This is a genomic window from Mesorhizobium sp. NZP2234, assembly GCF_013170765.1.
Taxonomy (GTDB): domain Bacteria; phylum Pseudomonadota; class Alphaproteobacteria; order Rhizobiales; family Rhizobiaceae; genus Mesorhizobium; species Mesorhizobium loti_D.
The window spans coordinates 5,649,183-5,665,132 of sequence record NZ_CP033364.1; the positions used below are offsets into that span (position 1 = coordinate 5,649,183).

General features: G+C 63.2%; 10 protein-coding genes. 1 reads left to right on the top strand and 9 read right to left on the bottom strand.

The features are described from left to right. Positions 1-81: 81 nt before the first annotated feature. The 5 genes from EB230_RS27745 to EB230_RS27765 form a co-directional block, all read right to left on the bottom strand. On the bottom strand, positions 82-1,338 hold the full coding sequence (locus EB230_RS27745; protein ID WP_172374316.1) for a S8 family serine peptidase: 1,257 nt from the start codon (positions 1,336-1,338) through the stop codon (positions 82-84). 44 nt (positions 1,339-1,382) lie between these two features. Further along, a complete protein-coding gene (locus EB230_RS27750; protein ID WP_196772367.1) occupies positions 1,383-2,246 on the bottom strand; it encodes a DNA/RNA non-specific endonuclease in 864 nt (287 codons plus the stop codon). A gap of 153 nt (positions 2,247-2,399) precedes the next feature. Next, on the bottom strand, positions 2,400-5,204 hold the full coding sequence (locus tag EB230_RS27755; RefSeq protein WP_172374317.1) for a S8 family serine peptidase: 2,805 nt from the start codon (positions 5,202-5,204) through the stop codon (positions 2,400-2,402). Between the two features lie 4 nt (positions 5,205-5,208). Then, positions 5,209-6,189 carry a hypothetical protein gene (locus tag EB230_RS27760; protein ID WP_172374318.1) on the bottom strand — a complete coding sequence of 327 codons (981 nt, stop codon included), beginning with the start codon at positions 6,187-6,189 and terminating at the stop codon, positions 5,209-5,211. An 88-nt stretch (positions 6,190-6,277) separates the two neighbouring features. Further along, positions 6,278-7,744, bottom strand: a complete 1,467-nt coding sequence (locus tag EB230_RS27765; protein WP_162258871.1) for a YcaO-like family protein — start codon at positions 7,742-7,744, stop codon at positions 6,278-6,280. Between EB230_RS27765 and EB230_RS27770 the strand changes: the two genes are divergently transcribed. Further along, positions 7,743-9,776, top strand: coding sequence for a hypothetical protein (locus EB230_RS27770; RefSeq protein WP_172374319.1), 2,034 nt, complete (start codon positions 7,743-7,745; stop codon positions 9,774-9,776). The genes EB230_RS27765 and EB230_RS27770 overlap by 2 nt on opposite strands. Positions 9,777-9,798: 22 nt before the next feature. Here EB230_RS27770 and EB230_RS27775 read toward each other — a convergent pair whose 3' ends face one another. The 4 genes from EB230_RS27775 to tssH form a co-directional block, all read right to left on the bottom strand. Further along, positions 9,799-10,203, bottom strand: coding sequence for a hypothetical protein (locus tag EB230_RS27775; RefSeq protein WP_056564951.1), 405 nt, complete (start codon positions 10,201-10,203; stop codon positions 9,799-9,801). Positions 10,204-10,220: 17 nt separating this feature from the next. Further along, entirely contained in the window at positions 10,221-11,750 is a 1,530-nt protein-coding gene (locus tag EB230_RS27780; RefSeq protein WP_162258873.1) for a peroxidase family protein, read from the bottom strand. A 381-nt stretch (positions 11,751-12,131) separates the two neighbouring features. Continuing rightward, the gene (locus EB230_RS27785; RefSeq protein WP_056564955.1) at positions 12,132-12,806 is read right to left on the bottom strand and encodes an N-acetylmuramoyl-L-alanine amidase; all 675 of its coding nucleotides are present in this window, start codon (positions 12,804-12,806) and stop codon (positions 12,132-12,134) included. Between the two features lie 251 nt (positions 12,807-13,057). After that, positions 13,058-15,868 (bottom strand): type VI secretion system ATPase TssH, encoded by a 2,811-nt coding sequence (gene tssH / locus EB230_RS27790; RefSeq protein ID WP_056564958.1) that lies wholly within the window; start codon positions 15,866-15,868, stop codon positions 13,058-13,060. Positions 15,869-15,950: the final 82 nt, after the last annotated feature.

Genomic DNA, 15,950 nt, shown 5'->3' on the forward strand with positions numbered 1-15,950 from the left:
CAGAAATTCCGGCTGTCCGCACATACTTGGGCTCGCACTGCCGGTGCCAGAATAGAATAGGCCCGGCCCGAAACCGGCCCTTCATTTCATCTGCGGTGCCTGGACCAGGCCCTGGCCGACATCCTGCTTGGACAGCGGCGCAAGCCCCAACGCCGTCGCCTTGAGCTTGTCGATGACATTCCTGGCGGTGAACTGGTCACCCTGCCTGAGCTTTTCCACCCACAGCGCTGCCACTCCGGCAACATGGGGAGCTGCCATGCTGGTGCCGCTCATGGCGACGAGACCACCGCCTGTCCGAGCCGAGACGATCTCTTCTCCAGGCGCCGCTATCGTCGCGCCTTCATTGGAAAAGGGTGCGACGCGGAAGGTCTTGTCCTTCTTGCGGCCAAGTGCCGCCACGGATAGAAACCGCTCTCCGGTGGCCGGCGGTGCGACGATGATGGAGTAGTCCGGCCGGTGGCTTTCATTGCCGGCGGCGGCCGTCACGACCTGCCCGGCCATCAGACCATCGTGATCGACCATGCTGCGCGACAGGTCGTCGAAAAGCCTCGTGTTGAGCCGGTAGCCCGCGAGCGCAAGCGACGTGGCCTGCGCGGGCGCGTAGTGGTATTTGGTCATCAGCAATTGCTGGTAGCCGGGAAAATCCATCCCCAGCGACATCGAGAGGACATTGGCGCCTTCAAGCTGGGCCCACAGGATCGCCTGTACGATCTGTTCGGACGACCCACCCCCTTCACCCAAAACCTTGCCGATGAGCGCCCGCTTAACCCCTCTGGCCACACCGATCCGGCAGTTGTCGACATCCCGGCCGAATATGATGCCGGCACAATGGGTTCCATGTCCCTCGGCGTCCGTGACGTCATCCGGGGCGCCACCTATGAAATTGCGGCCGACCAAGTCGACACCGGTGAACGCCGGATGGGTTCTGTCAATGCCGGTATCCAGCACCGCCACTGTCACGCCGTCGCCGCTGAACGGGCTCGTTGTAGCGGCCACGGCTTCGATGCCCCAACCGACGGTCGCGGCCTTCGGCGAAGCCTTCGCCGTGGGGAAGGCCGCGATGAGCATGACCGGCATCTTCGGCGTGATCGACAGCACCGTTGGATCGGCGGAAAAGCGCCGGCGATCGCCGGCGCTCATTTCGTCCACCTGAACGTCGACATCCTCGAAACCATGGGCAACCGCGCGAGGCCTCCTGGCCGCAATCAGTTGCGGGTCCATGACTTCGTCCAGGCTGCCGCGACGCACGCTTTCAGGATTTGTGCTTTCGAGCCCAGCTTCCAGACCACGCGGGGCGCGGCTGCGAAGCACCACCATTTCCAGCTTCATCTTCTTCATGCCATCCCCCTTTGCCTTGCGGCTATGCCCCTCGCGAAAGCGCCCTAGACGCGCACATCGCCCAACACCCTGATCTCCGACGAAATGGACAGCCCGCCTTCGATCTCTTCCTCATTGGAAAACCCGTCGAAATTGGCGAGCGAGCCAAAAGAGAGGCCGGAAAGCCCTTCGACGTATTTGACGCTGCGCTGGTAGGTTTTGTAGGCGCCGAACGCCGCCTCCAGCTGACTGAGCTCCTTTTCCTGCTCAACCACATAGGCCGTCGATGACGGACGGCCGTCATCGGAGATGAACGACACCACTTTCCAGAAAGCTTTCGGAATGAGCGCATCGCGGTAGCGAAGATCAGTGGCGCCGAAGACGGGTCCGGTGAACACGGAACACCGCTCGGCCCAGGCCCGCGCATTCTGCAGGATGTAGTTCTCAAGTCCGAGCCAGGTCTTCTGATTGACGATGTCCATCTGCGGCGCACAGTTCGTGAAGTGAAACGTGTCCGCATTGGCGACGAGGGCGTTGGCCCCCCAATTGGGATCCTCGCGCCTGACGAGATGTCCCCTGTCGAGGCGATTGCCGGCATAGAGGTCCTCACCGAGTTGCGCTTCGGCCGGCAGGCGGCCGTCCAGCGCCCATTTGTCGTCCTCGCGCCCAATCGAAATGGAGCGGGCGCCCTCGATATTGACGGCAGTGAACATGGCCATGCGCCGGGACGCGCACATGACGACGGAAAAGTTGCAATAATCGAGCCGGCCGCTGGCATCGCCGCCAACCGGCGTTATGTCGCGGGATCGTTGGCCGGTCGGCTTGGGCAGGTCGATGGGGAACCTGGTCAGGAAAGTCCGATCGAAGCCGGTACGGCCAGCAAAGGACTGGGGCGACGACGTGCGCGGTCGAGCCGCGCGCTCGGCCATGGCACCCTCACTGCGAATGTGCGTTTCGAGAGCTGCCCCGTTCCCCGGCCCGCGCAGCCGCCGCATATCGCGAAGCTGCGGTCGCCGGTCCATCCTTACGGTCACAAGTTCAGTCGCGGACATGAGTTCTCCAATCGAAAAAAGCCGAGGACATCACCTGGCGTTGAAAAAATTTCCAAAGGCCTTCAAATCGAGCAGTTGCGCATCGCCGTCGACGGCATGGCGAATGCTGGCCAGATCGTGGGCGAGGTTCTGCCGTAGCGTCTGCCCGCCAAAATGCAGGCCGCCTATGCCATAAGGATTGCGCAAGCTGATAAGGGGGGCGCCCGAGTTGCCGGCAAGGGTGGTGCCGTCATGGCTCACGGCCCAGCGGTGCTGGTCCCCGACCATCTCTCCCGGCTTGTTGACGATCTGACCGGGGCTGACATATTTGGTGCCATACTCGTCGCCGAACAGCTCCCAGAAACGGTCCCAGATATCGGTCGAGACCTCGCCGGTGTCCGGATCGATGGCCGCCGACAGGTTGGGTTTTGCCGGGTACCCGACAGCGATGAACTTGGACTGCTCGGCCGATTCCATGAAAAGCGGACCCGAAGGGGCCGGCTCCGGCAGGCTGGCGCCGGCGGCGTTCGTGGTTTCCACCTCGAGGATGGCGATGTCCAGCTTGCCGATATCGGCGAACTGGCCGATCTGCCAAGGCCCCGCCGTCAGCACGCTCTTGATCAGGAAGCGGCGCTTTTCGTCGATTGCAGCCTCGTCGAAGCAGATGGACACCGGCGCGTTGAGCACAAACCGGCGCGGCCCGCCTGAAGACGGAACCGGCTCGGAAAACGCCTCGATGACGTGCCGGTTGGTCATCACCAGACCCTTGGCGATTACCGTTCCGGTGCCGACATGCGAATGGCCGCCGGCCTCGTCGATGTCGATGCGGCCAACCGCATCGATGAGCGGCTTTAGAACCTTTCTCGGCGGCCCCAGATCGCCGGCCCAGAATTCCAGCTGCGGATCCTTGGGATCGACCATCCCGGCCACGACCCGGAGCGCGGGACGGTCGGTCAGCCGCACGATCGCTTCCGCCGTCGCCCTTACGGCCCCCACCGATCCGGCATCGATACTCCTGCCCTTCGCCCAAGCGTCGACGACGCCTTCGGCATGAGTCATGATCACACGGCCGGCCGCGCGGGCGGATTCGGTTGTGCCAGCCCGCGCTCCTCGGCTGCTCAGGACCTTCTCGATACGGTCGAGCATCTCCTGTTTCCCGGATCGGGCAAGCATCGTCCGCGCGGTGATGGGCGGCGGCACCGCGCTTTCGGAGGCGGAGCCTTGACGCGGCTGCGAAGCACCCGACGGCGTGCGTGGTCCGACGAAAGCGGTCAGCGGTCCCGATGGTCCCGGCAAGGTGGTGCGATCGAGCAGCGCGGCTGCAGCGCCGGACGTACCGGTGGCTGCCGCCAGGGCCCGGCTGGGGCGCGGTGCGACGGCGCTTTCGAGTGCCCCAACACGTTTGGGGTCCATGCGCTGGCGCCGATCAAGCGTCAGAAAGCCTGTCTCCGCGACGAAGCGTTGCGGGTCGGACGTGGCCTCGAGGATCGGCTGGCCGGGATGTGCGCTTTCCACGGGAGCGGCAGCCGGGATATCGGAAAGCGGCAATGCCAGCAGCTGTTCCGCATCGACCACACCGGCGCCCATGGACCTGCCGGGCCAGTTTGCCGGTCTGCGCGCCGATTTCCTGACGGCGGCGCGGAATAGTTCCTGGACGTTCACACCGCGCCTGGCCGCCTCGGCCTTGACCGCGGCAGGAGAGTGCCTGGCCAGCCAAAGTGCCGCGCACCCAGCAGTCAGAGCCACGGCAAAGGATGTCCCCTGGCCCGGCTCGACAACCGATTTGTCGACATCCATGGGCCGGTTCCGCCGCGCCACATAGACATTCTCGCCCGGAGCCGAAATGTCGACCTTGGGGCCGCTGGACGTCCCTTTCCAAGGTCGATCGTTGAGGTCGACACCAGCAACGGCAATGACGTTGCGGTCCCAGGCGGGATAGACGACAGTTGGTATGCAATTGCCGGCCGCGGCCACAACGATCATATCCGCCTTGACGGCCCTTTCGATAGCCCGCCGCAAATCCGCGCCTTCGATAGGCCCGCCAAGACTCATCGTGATGACGTGGCATTTCGCCAGGCGGGCATGGTCAACGGCGGCCGCGACGGCGGCGCCACCGCCGATCACCACCGAATTGACGCAACGGATTGGAACCAGCGTCGCTCCGGGGGCCGCACCGACGATCGCCAATGAGGGACGGCTCACGACCGTACTCGACGTCGCCGTACCATGGCCCGGCGAAGACATCGACGAGGAGAGTGGGTCGATCGGAAGGCCGCCGCCGGCCAGAATGTCCGTGCCTTTTGCCAGATCGAGCGCACCATCCAATTCGCGATGATCGGCGACCCCCGTATCGGGCTGCCCAACCAGAATCCCCTGGCCGGTGGTGCCGAACCTGGCCCATGCCCGGTCAGCCCGCACCGCCGAGATCGCCCAGCGGATGGTCGGGGGAACCGGAGCGCTCGACTTGCAAAGCGTCCAGACGATACCGCCCACCGATTCCGGTGCACTGCGGTTAAGCTCGTCGTCGGCAATCCAGCCCGGATCGACATCGGGAACGCAGGAACGCAGGCCGCAGTCATCGATCAGATTTTGCGCGACCTCGAAGAGGAACCCCGCCGATTGCTCGCGCCGCACATTGGGAAACTGCAAGACGTGGACGAGCGGATCTTCACCGGGCGGCAAGGGGAAGAAAGCAAAGCGCTCGCTGCCAATCAGTCCGGCCAGCTTCGCGCGTTCCGCCGGAAGATCGGGCGGCGCGCCGTATTCGAGCGTGAAACGGATGATGTCCGGTGCGAGCGTTTTGGAATCCGGCTCGTCGGTTGCGTCGGCGGCCGCCTTCAGGAATTGACGATACATGGCGTTATCCTCCCGCGCTCAAGTCGACGCCGGCATTCCGCTCGAGCGTGATTTCGAAGTCCGCTATCGCCCTGTCGGCAAACGACCCGGTCCAGCTCCAGATCGGCTTGAGCGTGGTCTTGATGACTTTTTCGCCCTTTGTCGGCGGAGGATCCTGCACGACTTGCGACAGCGTGATCGCGTAGGGCTTGCCCGTTGGTACGGTGTAGCCGCCGCTCGACGGGTAACGCATCGGATCGCGTGAAAAGACCCGCCTCAATCTCTCCCCCACACTGCGCCTGGCCAGCACGCCAAGCACGGGATCCCCGGCCACTGATTGGTCAGCCAAGGTCAGGCCGACGACATAGTCGGCCCGCGGGGCGCTTCTCGAGGCGACCACCCGCACCGAAAACCACGCCGAACCGGTTTGCGGCTTGGGCGGTTCGGCGGCGGCGGAGGGCGTGCGCAAGCCAAGGTTGACCAGCAAGGTGTTCACGCCGGCGCTTCCGCCTGCGATGATCAACGCCGACAGGACGGTGGTCAGCACCGTTGTCGGCATGGTCGCCGGCACCTGCTGGATACCGTTGGCAAAGCCGATGATCTTGCTGACGGGATCGTATCCGGAGAGGCCGACGAACAGAGCCGCGATAACCAGCATCACCAACGTCTTCACCGCGCGCGCCGAAAAAAACTCCTGATAGAGCCGCCAGTTGAAGATTGCGGCGAACGCCTGCTCGAACACCGCGGCGATCAGAAACACCTTCATCAATTCGGTGAGGATGTTGGAGGCATTCGGAATGTCGTTGCCCTGCGCGACTGCCTGCTGGGTCGATATGATGAGAACCGGAAGAACGTACGCAAGGGCCTTGCGCCAACCCGCGGCGGGTGACCGGGTGCCCACCGCGTCCGCGCAACGCCTCTCGCCAATCCTGCGAGCCGCCGCGGTTTCCGGCTCCCTTGTCGTCGCGCCAGATTTGACGTCGGTCGAACTGTATCGGTTCTTCATCGCCGCACCCCTCCCCTAACCGTCGCGGCAATTTGGGAGGAGCACCGTGAACTCAGCGTGAAATCAACCTCAGGCGGAGCCCAAACCCTCAGACGAGGAGGGGCATCAGCCGCTCAAAATCGCGGCGGCCGTAAGTTGCCTGCCAACCTCGTTGTTGAGGTAACATCCAGAGCCGTTTACACCCTGACCGCGGCTTGAAATGCGCGAGACCGACGCAGATCGCCTTGACCACGGGGACCTCGAATGAGGGCCGCTGCAAGTCCGCGAACCATACATTGCCGCCGCTTGCGCTGCTTATCTCTTCCATCAGGCGCGACAGCATCCCGGCTTGGCCTGTCTGCGTTGCCGAGCCGGGATCGGAGCCGCTCAAAAAGCCCATTGTGTCGAGGTTTGCGTGCTCTAGCCAGGCCGCGACGCGACGGTCCGCGGCAGACATCGGCGCATTGCCGTTTGTTGCGACCCGCATCTCATGGGCATCGAACGCGAGCTCGGTCTGGATCATCTCGAGGAACGCGGCCTTGGCCGCCGCCTGCAAATCGAAGGCCGCCGCAAATCCGACCGCCAGGCGCCGGCCGTCCCCGTCGCACGATATCGCGGCTGCCACATGCGCGCTGTGAAAGGTTGAAATGTCGAGGAACCAGACACGCCGCCCGGTTTCGATGGCGTGCTCCGTCAAGGCCGCTGCCAGGGAAGCATCGTGCCCGGTGGGAGCAAAGCGCCGACGCCGGCAGCCTCGCCACCACCATATGCCGGTTGCATCGCGCTCAACGAGCTCGAGCACGGCGCGCGACATAGCGGCGTCGATGGTGCTTCCGGCGGCGCAGCCATTGGAATCGGCGTTCAGGCTGTTGTCTCCATGGACGGCGTCGCCAAAGCCACCGAAGCAAAGAAATGCGGGGCACATCGCGGTGCGCGAGCCCGCGAAGTCGCGCACGCGGGCCAGCCGATCGGGATCGTGCAGTTGCCGGGGCGGGGGAATCGCATCCCAGCCATCCCACATGCGGTTGAGACGGCGGCGCTGCTGTATCTGGCGCCTGGAAAAACCCAGTACCGCTTCGGCCGGGATGATATCGCTGGCCTGGCCGGCCGCTACAAGCGTGCACTCGTCCAAGGCCTGATACATCCAACTGCTGATTTCCACGGCTTCGCCAAGGCATCCCAACAAGGCCTGTGACCGGCTGTATCCCTTTCCGCTTACAGTCACTTGGCGGATACCGCCGCTCCACGGCAGACCGAGATTCGCCGCGGCCAGAATACCGCCCGGTATCTCGAACAGATCGACAATCAGGCCGTGAAGGGCGGCGAAGCTGTACAGACGCAGGCGATCGGAAGCCTCGACATCCGTTTCCGGCCGGAGCTCCAATCCCGCGAGCCGAAGATCCCGCCTTATTGTATCGGGCACCTTGTCCAGCACCGTGTTCGAAGAGTCGACTGCGGAATGCGGCTGTGCGCAAAGCACTTCCCAATGACTTTTTTCTAACCGCATTCTTCGATCTTCGCTTAACGTCAGTCCGGTTCTGGTATTAAATGACCAAAGGGCGTTTGGGTCGATCATGTCAGTAACCATGATCCACAGGCAGAGAGAAAGGGGCTCTTCCAGGAAAAGCCTCGAGATCAAACTCGTCGGCAATTTCGAGATACGCAGCCTCGATAAGGTTTATGCTCTCGACAAACGCAAGGCCTGCGCGATCCTGGCCTATCTCATTTTGTCCGAACAGACGCGCGAAACACGCGGACGTTTGTCCGCGCTGCTGTGGAGCGACAGCGATGAAGAACACGCACGCGCCTCGCTGAGGCAATCCATTCGCGATCTGAAGCAGATCGAACTCACGACGGGGGTGCCGTTTCTGGTCCTCGACAAGCTCTCCGTCGGGATCGATCCCAATGTCCTGCGCACGGATCTCGCCGCTCTGCGCCATGCGCTCAGGGATCGGGATTTCCCGGCTGTCGACGGCATCCTGGCGCGAAGCGACAGATCACTTTGCATCGGGCTTCAGGATTGCGATCCGGTATTCGACAACTGGATCGGGATGATTTCGACCCAGTGGTCGGATGGTCTGACCCATCAACTGTCGAAATCGCTCAACGAGGCAAAATCGACCCTGGCGGAACGCAAGGCGATCGCCGGCTGCATCTTGCGCCTCGACCCTTTCCATGAATCGGCGGTCATCACCATGTTGGGCGCGCTGCATCGGGAAGGCGGCTATGCCAGGGCCCGCGTTTTCTTCGAACGCTATGTCAGCGATCTGAGATCGGAACTCGATCTCGCACCGCCACGCGAAATCATTCAGCAACTGGAGCGGTTCAAGACAGCGGCCGTGGATGCGACGGATGCGCAGCCGCAAGTCGCCCTCGACCCTGCCGCGCCGCGCCAGCTTGTCGAAAGGCCGACGATCGTGCTCGTCACGGAAAAACACAGGAGCACCGACGCGCACATTCAGTTCGCCCTGGTCAGTGAACTTTCCGCCACCCTCTCGCGGTTCAGGCATTGGACCGCAATCCACACCGAGCTTGATCGCGACACGATACGATCAGGGTCTGTCGAGACGCTTCGTGCCGCCGTGGGGGAAACCGCTGACCTTGCCGTGGTCATAACCGCGTCCGACGGCGAGGACGAACCGCATTTCGATATTTCATGCCGCACGATCGCAACGGGCGTCTTGCAGTTCTCCACCACCGCGCCTCGAGAACCGGCGGCATGGAGACCCGTCTTCAATGAAATCTGCGCGCGGGTTGCTTCACGCCTCCAGTTGGTGATTTCCACCACGCGCCTCCATCGCATCGACGAACAGTCGCCAAACTACATCTCGGCCTATGACAATTGGCTCGACGGACAGCGGCTTTCGACGTTGTGGCGCAAAGACACCGACGCCATCGCGATCGCGCGTTACGAAGAAGCCATTCGCCAGGACCCTAGCCTGGCCTGCGCCTATTCGAGCCTGGCTGTGATCCTGAATTCGCGGTGGATCGTGCTGCCCGGCTATCCGGTCGAGAGCGCCGACCTCGACCGCGCATTCGACCTCGCCAAGAAGGCGGTCGCGATCGATCCTCTCGATCATCGCAACCAGGTCAACCTGGCTTGGAGCCACCTCCTGGCGCGGCGCTGGGAACTGGCGGAATTTCATTTCGGACTGGCGCACGACCTCAACGCCGCCAATCCGGCGACCCTTATCGCCTATTCGCTTTTCAGCGCGTTCATCGGAAACCATCAGCGGGCGGTCGACCTGTCGCGACGGTCGTTCGAGCTCAACCCGCTGCATGAGCCGCACTACCACGGTTACCATGCGACCGTTGCATTCCTGGCGGGCGACCTGCAGGGCTGCGTCGAGGCTGTCGAAAAAAGCGACGGCCTGTTTCCCGATATCCGAGGCTGGTCGGCTGCCGCGCATGCCTTCATGGGCGATGACGCGAAAGCCGCCACCGACTTCAGAATATTTCTGAAGGGTATCACGACCGCATGGCACAATGGCGAGCGCCCGACCCGGCGAAGCGCGATCGACTGGTTCAAGAACGTCTTCCCGATCCGCCTGGATGCCGACCGCGCGAGACTGAGCGAAGGCATCGACCGCGCCTCACGGCTGGCATGACGCGGCCGAAGCCCGGCGCATCCTATCTGCAGCGCGACATGACATAATCGCCAAGCCGGCAACGGTAGCCCCGGAGCCGGTTTGCCTTCTTCTCCTCGACCGTCGCGCCTGCATTGGGATCGAATTTGTAGTGGGCCGGGAAAGGATAATCCTCTCCGGGGCCGACCTCGGGCGCGATCGTCCGCACGGTCTCCTCGACGTCCCCGGTGAAAGGAAAGGCAATGTTGACGACGTTTTCTTCATCGAAATGCGCGATGATCTCGATCTCGTCCCAGGTCTTGCCGCGCGGGTTCATGAACCCTCTGAGCAGGTCTTTCTTCTCGTCCTGCGTGCCTTTCCTGAATATCTCCATGGTGGCGGGATCCTTTATGGCTTCTCGAATAAAGGCTCCCAACGCTTCGAACTGCACATTCTCGAATTTGGCCATGACCCCTCTCCATTTCTTCAGGTTGCGACGTTGCCGGTTCTTCGATAGGCCCGCCCCGGCATGTCCAGGTTAGCGTACCGCTGGAAGTATTCGTAGAGCTGGTCGTCTGAAACCAGCCTGTCGTCGGCCAACCCCAAGAGCCCCGCCAGATTGCCGGGTTCGGCCGATGACAGGGACAGCGGCATCTGGATTTCGCTGTCTCCGGCATTGAACAGTGCGGCGGCGACGGTGGCCGCGACGATGAACGAGCCGGTCGGTCCCAGCCGGTTGCCGTCATCGCCGAGCACGGCGGCTTCCTGCATGATGTAATAGGACAGAGGGGTCTCGGTCAGGAACTGCGGATGGGCCAGCAGCGTCTTCTCAAGCGCGCCAGCCTGGAAGCTGTAACGCTTCCTGCAGCTTTGCGTGGGCAGCATGGCAGCGCCGGAAAGTACAGGCACATCCGCGGAAAGCGCAGCAGCGACGGCGCCGGCAATCGTCTGGCCTGATGCGATGCCTAGATCGTAACAGCGCCAGCAATCCATGAAGGCGATGGACCGAGGGGCCCCGTCGAAGTCGGCGGCGTGCTGAACCACCGCCATCTCGTAGTTGAGAAACGGGCTGATACGGCGTGCCTTCAGCGCCTTCGCATCGTCCGACTCGATGAAACGGCTCCAGTCGACGGCCCAATTCACGCGGACCGGAACGTCACCATTCGGGCGCTGGCTCGAAAATGCCAGGATCTCGCGCAAGGTGCCGGCTTCCTCTTCGAATGCCTTGTTGAGGGCATAGCGGTCGCGGACCATCGAATGCGCAAACCGCGAGGCGCCAAATGTGAATTCGATCGGCAAGTCCGCCAGCGGCCTCAGCGATGCGACGCCGGGTCCGCGAAACTCCTCGCCATCGAAGAAGTGCGCCCAGACCGCCGGGGCCAGAATTCGCCTGAGATAGTCGTCGACGACGACGCGGCGATAGACACCGGTCAGGTAAAGCCGCGCTTGGTCGAAGGCGGTCTGCGGCGGTACAGCGCGTCGCGCCATCAGCAAATCGACGAGACGGTTGTGCACCAGCATCAACGAGCATTGCAGCTGCGAGAGAATGAGATTGTCGTCGTTCCTGGGGTCGCCGATCAGCGGACGGTAAGGCGCCTTTCGTCCGCACACGCTCAGAAAACCGCTGGAGGCGTCGACGCGCGGGACGTCTCGCGCCCTTTCGACCGCACCATCGACGGGAAGTTTGACCTGCTTGTCGCTGACCCCGGGCAGGCCGATCGGGAATCGACACAGGGTGGTGTCGCTTTCCGATGCGGAGTCATAGAGATGCGAGTCCACAACCAGGCCTCGTCCATAAAGGCCCGACAGATCGAGACTGCCCGAGACGGCGTTCCTCAAGGTGCGCCCGGCATGATCGCCCGGCATGCCAAATATGCGGCTAAAGACGATGTCGTGAAAAGCGAACTGGCCGAAATAGGTATAGGCAGCGGGATTGTCGCTGAGGTCGGGGGAATCGATGGGACCGAGCATGGAGTTCGAGATGTCGGTGAGCGCCGCCTGGGTTCTCTCCGTCATGGAGCCATCTTCTCCAGCCGGCATGAGGCTTATCGGCTTTTCGGCGAGATCGGGAAACAGGAGCCGGCGCCGAAGAGCGTCGCCCGCGTCCGCACCTGCCGCTTCGACGGTTTGACCTCCAGCAGTCCTCGCCATCGCGTTGAGCGCGCGGCGGTGATTTACCAGGGTTTCATATGCCGCATACTCGCCGTGTCTCATCACCACCTCTTTTCGTCAAAGACTATTCCATTCGCACGCGCTCGGCGATGCCAGCCGGCCATATCTTGCGCCCCCGGCCGAACGGCCCAGTCCGAGGGCGGGACGGATTATGTTGGGAGGCCCAAAATCCGTCCCGCCGCCGACCCCCCGGCCGACTTGAGATGCATGGTTGAAGCCTGCCGATCACCCGGTGCAACAGGTCCGGACATCAGTTGGCGCAAGTTTGCCCATCGGGGTCACGCCGCCAATCATCGACGACACGGATTCCGTGCCGGGAGGCGATATGACGAGCTGGCGAAAACGGTTCCAGTCGAAGCTCATGCCTGGATCGGGCCGGCGGGCCGGATCGAGCGCGGCATGCGAAACGATGGTCTTGAGGTTCGGGTATTTCGCCCAGCAATAGCGCACAATCCTCGCCGTCACTTCGACCTGCCAGCTCGAGAATGGGGCCGCGACCTGGCTGTTGACGACTTCAATGCCAAGGCTCCAGTGATTGACGCGCTTGGCGCCGCCATTGACCCGCGGATGGCTCTTGTCGTTTCCTACATGCCAGGCCGCCCGCGATTCCGGCGCACACGCCCAGACAATGTTTCCGTGCTGGCTTTCGTTCTCATCGGGAACCAGCCAGTGAAAACTGGCGGTGCCGGCCTGCATCACCGACATCGCCCCGGCCGAGCTGCCGCCGGCAGTCGCATGAATGACAACCGCCTCGATGCCGAGGATCGGATCGAAACGCCGCAAGGACGTCGAGCCCGCCCAGTAATCTTGGACGCCGGGATAGAGCACCTCCGGGATCGCAAATGGTGCCGGCCTGCCCGCGGCCGGCAAATCGAACAGGTACGTCTTCGGATCCGGCATTGCTTGCTCCTGCAAAGCTCGCGTTTGACGCCCCGGTATCGCAACGTTGGCGTGAAACCAGCGTGAACCATGTTCCGCCGCCTCGGAGGCATCACTGGCCATCAAGAGATGGTCCATCGGCCAGCAGCGCCTGATCAATCCGATTCTCGATAGAATCCAGCACGTTCTGGGAGTATGATCGCCGCGGATACGCTATACTCGAAGCGGCTGCGCCACCATGGCAATCCTTGCTTGACCGGCATTCGCCCGAGCTACTCGAAGGAATAGGTGAAACCTTCCTTAGAGGCGCCAACGGTGACCTTTGACATTTTCTCGCCCGCGAGCGACCGGTCGAGCACGCCCCGGCTCAGTTCCGGCAGCAGCGTGTTGGTCAGGATGGCATCGATCATCCGTCCGCCGGATTCGATCTCGGTGCAGCGGGCCTTGACCAGATCCATGACACCGTCGCCGATTACCAGTTCCGCATCGTTGGTCGTGCGCAGCCGGCGAGCGATCTTGGCAAACTGGTGACGGGTGATGGCTTCGATCATCCCGTCCGAGAGCGGGTAATAGGGAATGGTCACCACCCGGCCGAGGAAGGCAGCCGGGAAGACCTTCAGCAGCGGGCTGCGCAAGGCGATGTCCAGATCGTCAAGTCCGGCCCGTATAGTGCCGTTCCCGGTCCGCTCCATGATGACCTCCGAGCCGACATTGGAGGTAAGCAGGATCAGCGTGTTCTTGAAATCGATCCGTCGCCCCTCGCTGTCGTCCATCATGCCCTTGTCGAAAACCTGGAAGAATATCTCGTGGACGTCGGGATGCGCCTTCTCGACCTCGTCGAGCAGGATCACCGAATAGGGTTTTCTGCGCACGGCCTCGGTCAGGATGCCGCCCTTGCCGTAACCGACATAGCCGGGCGGCGCACCTTTCAAGGTGGACACCGTATGCGCCTCCTGGAACTCGGACATGTTGATCGAGATCAGGTTCTGTTCGCCGCCATAGAGGGTTTCGGCCAGCGCCAGCGCGGTTTCAGTCTTGCCGACGCCCGAGGGGCCGCAGAGCAGGAACACGCCGACCGGCTTTTCCGGTGCACCGAGCCCGGCGCGGCTGGTCTGTACGCGCCTGGCGATCATCTCCATGGCGTGATCCTGGCCGACGACCCGCTCCGAGAGCGTGGTGGCGAGCTTGAGCGCCTTTTCGGTCTGGCTCGACAACATCCGTCCAGTCGGGATTCCCGTCCAGTCCTGGACCACGGCGGCCACGGCATTGCGGTCAACCGAGGGCAGGATCAGCGGTGTCTCGCCTTGCGCCGTGGCCAGTTCGGCCATCAGCTCGCGCAACCGAGCAAGGTCGGCCGCCGGATCCGACGGCGCCGGATCGGCAGCCGCCGGCGCCTCGGCCCTGGCTTTGGCCGCCTTGGTCTTCGTCGTTTCCGCCTTCGCCGTTTCCGTCTTGGGCGGCTCAGTCTTGGGCACCTTGGTCTTTTCCGCGTCCGTCACTGCCGTTTCAGTGTCAGCCTCAGCGGTCGCCTCCGCATCGAGCGGCACGCCCTCACCGCGCAGCCGCGCGCGCAATTCGAGTATCTCGGCGACCAGCGCCTTTTCACGCTCCCAGCGCCCCTCGGCGGCAGCCAGCGTGGTCTCGGTTTCGGCTAACCCGGCTTCAACCCGCGCCTGCCGCTCCGCCACCTCGATGCCGATCGCAGCCTCGCGACCGATGATGCCGCGCTCGACCTCCAGCGCCTGGCGGCGGCGAATGATGTCCTCGACCTCGGCCGGCGTCGCGTGCTGCGATATGGCGACACGGGCACAAGCGGTATCGAGCAGGCTCACCGCCTTGTCCGGCAGTTGCCGCGCCGGGATGTAGCGATGCGACAGGCCGACCGCCGCCTCGATCGCCTCATCGAGTATCTGCACCTCGTGATGCTTCTCCAGAACGCCGGCCACACCGCGCAACATCAGCACGGCCACCGCCTCCGACGGTTCGTCGATCTTGACCACCTGGAAACGGCGGGTCAGCGCAGGGTCTTTCTCGATGTGCTGCTTGTATTCGGCCCAGGTCGTCGCCGCGATCGTGCGAAGTTCACCGCGCGCCAGCGCCGGCTTCAAGAGATTGGCCGCGTCGCCTGTTCCAGCCGCGCCGCCGGCGCCGATCAGCGTGTGCGCCTCGTCGATGAACAGGATGACCGGCGTCTCGGACGACTGAACCTCGTCGATGACCGCCTTCAGCCGTTTTTCAAATTCGCCCTTCACGCTGGCGCCCGCCTGCATCAATCCGACGTCAAGCATGCGCACGCTGACGCCTTGCAGTGTGGGCGGCACGTCGTCCGCGGCGACACGCAAGGCAAAGCCCTCGACCACCGCGGTCTTGCCGACACCGGCCTCGCCGGTCAGGATCGGGTTGTTCTGCCGGCGCCGCATCAGGATATCGACGATCTGCCGGATTTCCGGATCGCGGCCGACGACCGGGTCGATCTTGCCGTCGCGGGCGCGCTGGGTCAGGTCGGTGGCGTATTTCGCCAGCGCCGAATCCCCGCCTGGCCCCCGCCGCGGCGCTTCAGGGGCGGAGACCGTGGTCGAGGCGCCGGCTTCGAGCGAACCTTCCACGACGTCGGCGAACCGCGCAATGACCGCGTCGGCGTCGATCTTGTCGAACTCGCCGCTGATCTTCGACAGCAGGCCTTCCAGCACCGGCGTCCTCAGGCAGGCAAGCAGAATATGTGCGCTGCGGACTTCCTCGACGCCGAACTCGAGCGTTGCCAGGTTCCAGGCCTCCTGGATGGCATGAAAGATGTGGTCGGAGAATTCCTCGATCGAGGTCGCGCCATAAGGCAGCTTGTCGACGGCGCGGGTCATGTCGGCCGTGAGCCGGCTCGCATCCACGCCCGCATCGGCGATGATCATCTGCACATCCGAGCGGTCGGAAAGCACCAGTTGCTCGATGAAATGGACCAGTTCGACATAGGGATTACCGCGCAGTTTGGCGGCATCGGCGGCAGCCTTGAAGGCGCGGACACCGACAGGATTGAGCTTGCCGACCAGTTCCTTGCGTTTGAAAGTCTGCGATGACCGGCGCTGTTCCATCGAACGTGCTCCTGCAGTCTGCCAGCTGATAAACTGCCACATAAGACGTCACTTGACAAAGAGCGTCATGGACGATGTCCCG

Bases quoted from the DNA above. Each gene is read 5' to 3' on its own strand.
- EB230_RS27785 (WP_056564955.1), bottom strand. From the start codon at position 12,806: ATGCCGGATCCGAAGACGTACCTGTTCGATTTGCCGGCCGCGGGCAGG.
- EB230_RS27765 (WP_162258871.1), bottom strand. From the start codon at position 7,744: ATGATCGACCCAAACGCCCTTTGGTCATTTAATACCAGAACCGGACTG.
- tssH (WP_056564958.1), bottom strand. From the start codon at position 15,868: ATGGAACAGCGCCGGTCATCGCAGACTTTCAAACGCAAGGAACTGGTC.
- EB230_RS27745 (WP_172374316.1), bottom strand. From the start codon at position 1,338: ATGAAGAAGATGAAGCTGGAAATGGTGGTGCTTCGCAGCCGCGCCCCG.
- EB230_RS27755 (WP_172374317.1), bottom strand. From the start codon at position 5,204: ATGTATCGTCAATTCCTGAAGGCGGCCGCCGACGCAACCGACGAGCCG.
- EB230_RS27750 (WP_196772367.1), bottom strand. From the start codon at position 2,246: ATGGCCGAGCGCGCGGCTCGACCGCGCACGTCGTCGCCCCAGTCCTTT.
- EB230_RS27780 (WP_162258873.1), bottom strand. From the start codon at position 11,750: ATGACGGAGAGAACCCAGGCGGCGCTCACCGACATCTCGAACTCCATG.
- EB230_RS27770 (WP_172374319.1), top strand. From the start codon at position 7,743: ATGTCAGTAACCATGATCCACAGGCAGAGAGAAAGGGGCTCTTCCAGG.
- EB230_RS27760 (WP_172374318.1), bottom strand. From the start codon at position 6,189: ATGAAGAACCGATACAGTTCGACCGACGTCAAATCTGGCGCGACGACA.
- EB230_RS27775 (WP_056564951.1), bottom strand. From the start codon at position 10,203: ATGGCCAAATTCGAGAATGTGCAGTTCGAAGCGTTGGGAGCCTTTATT.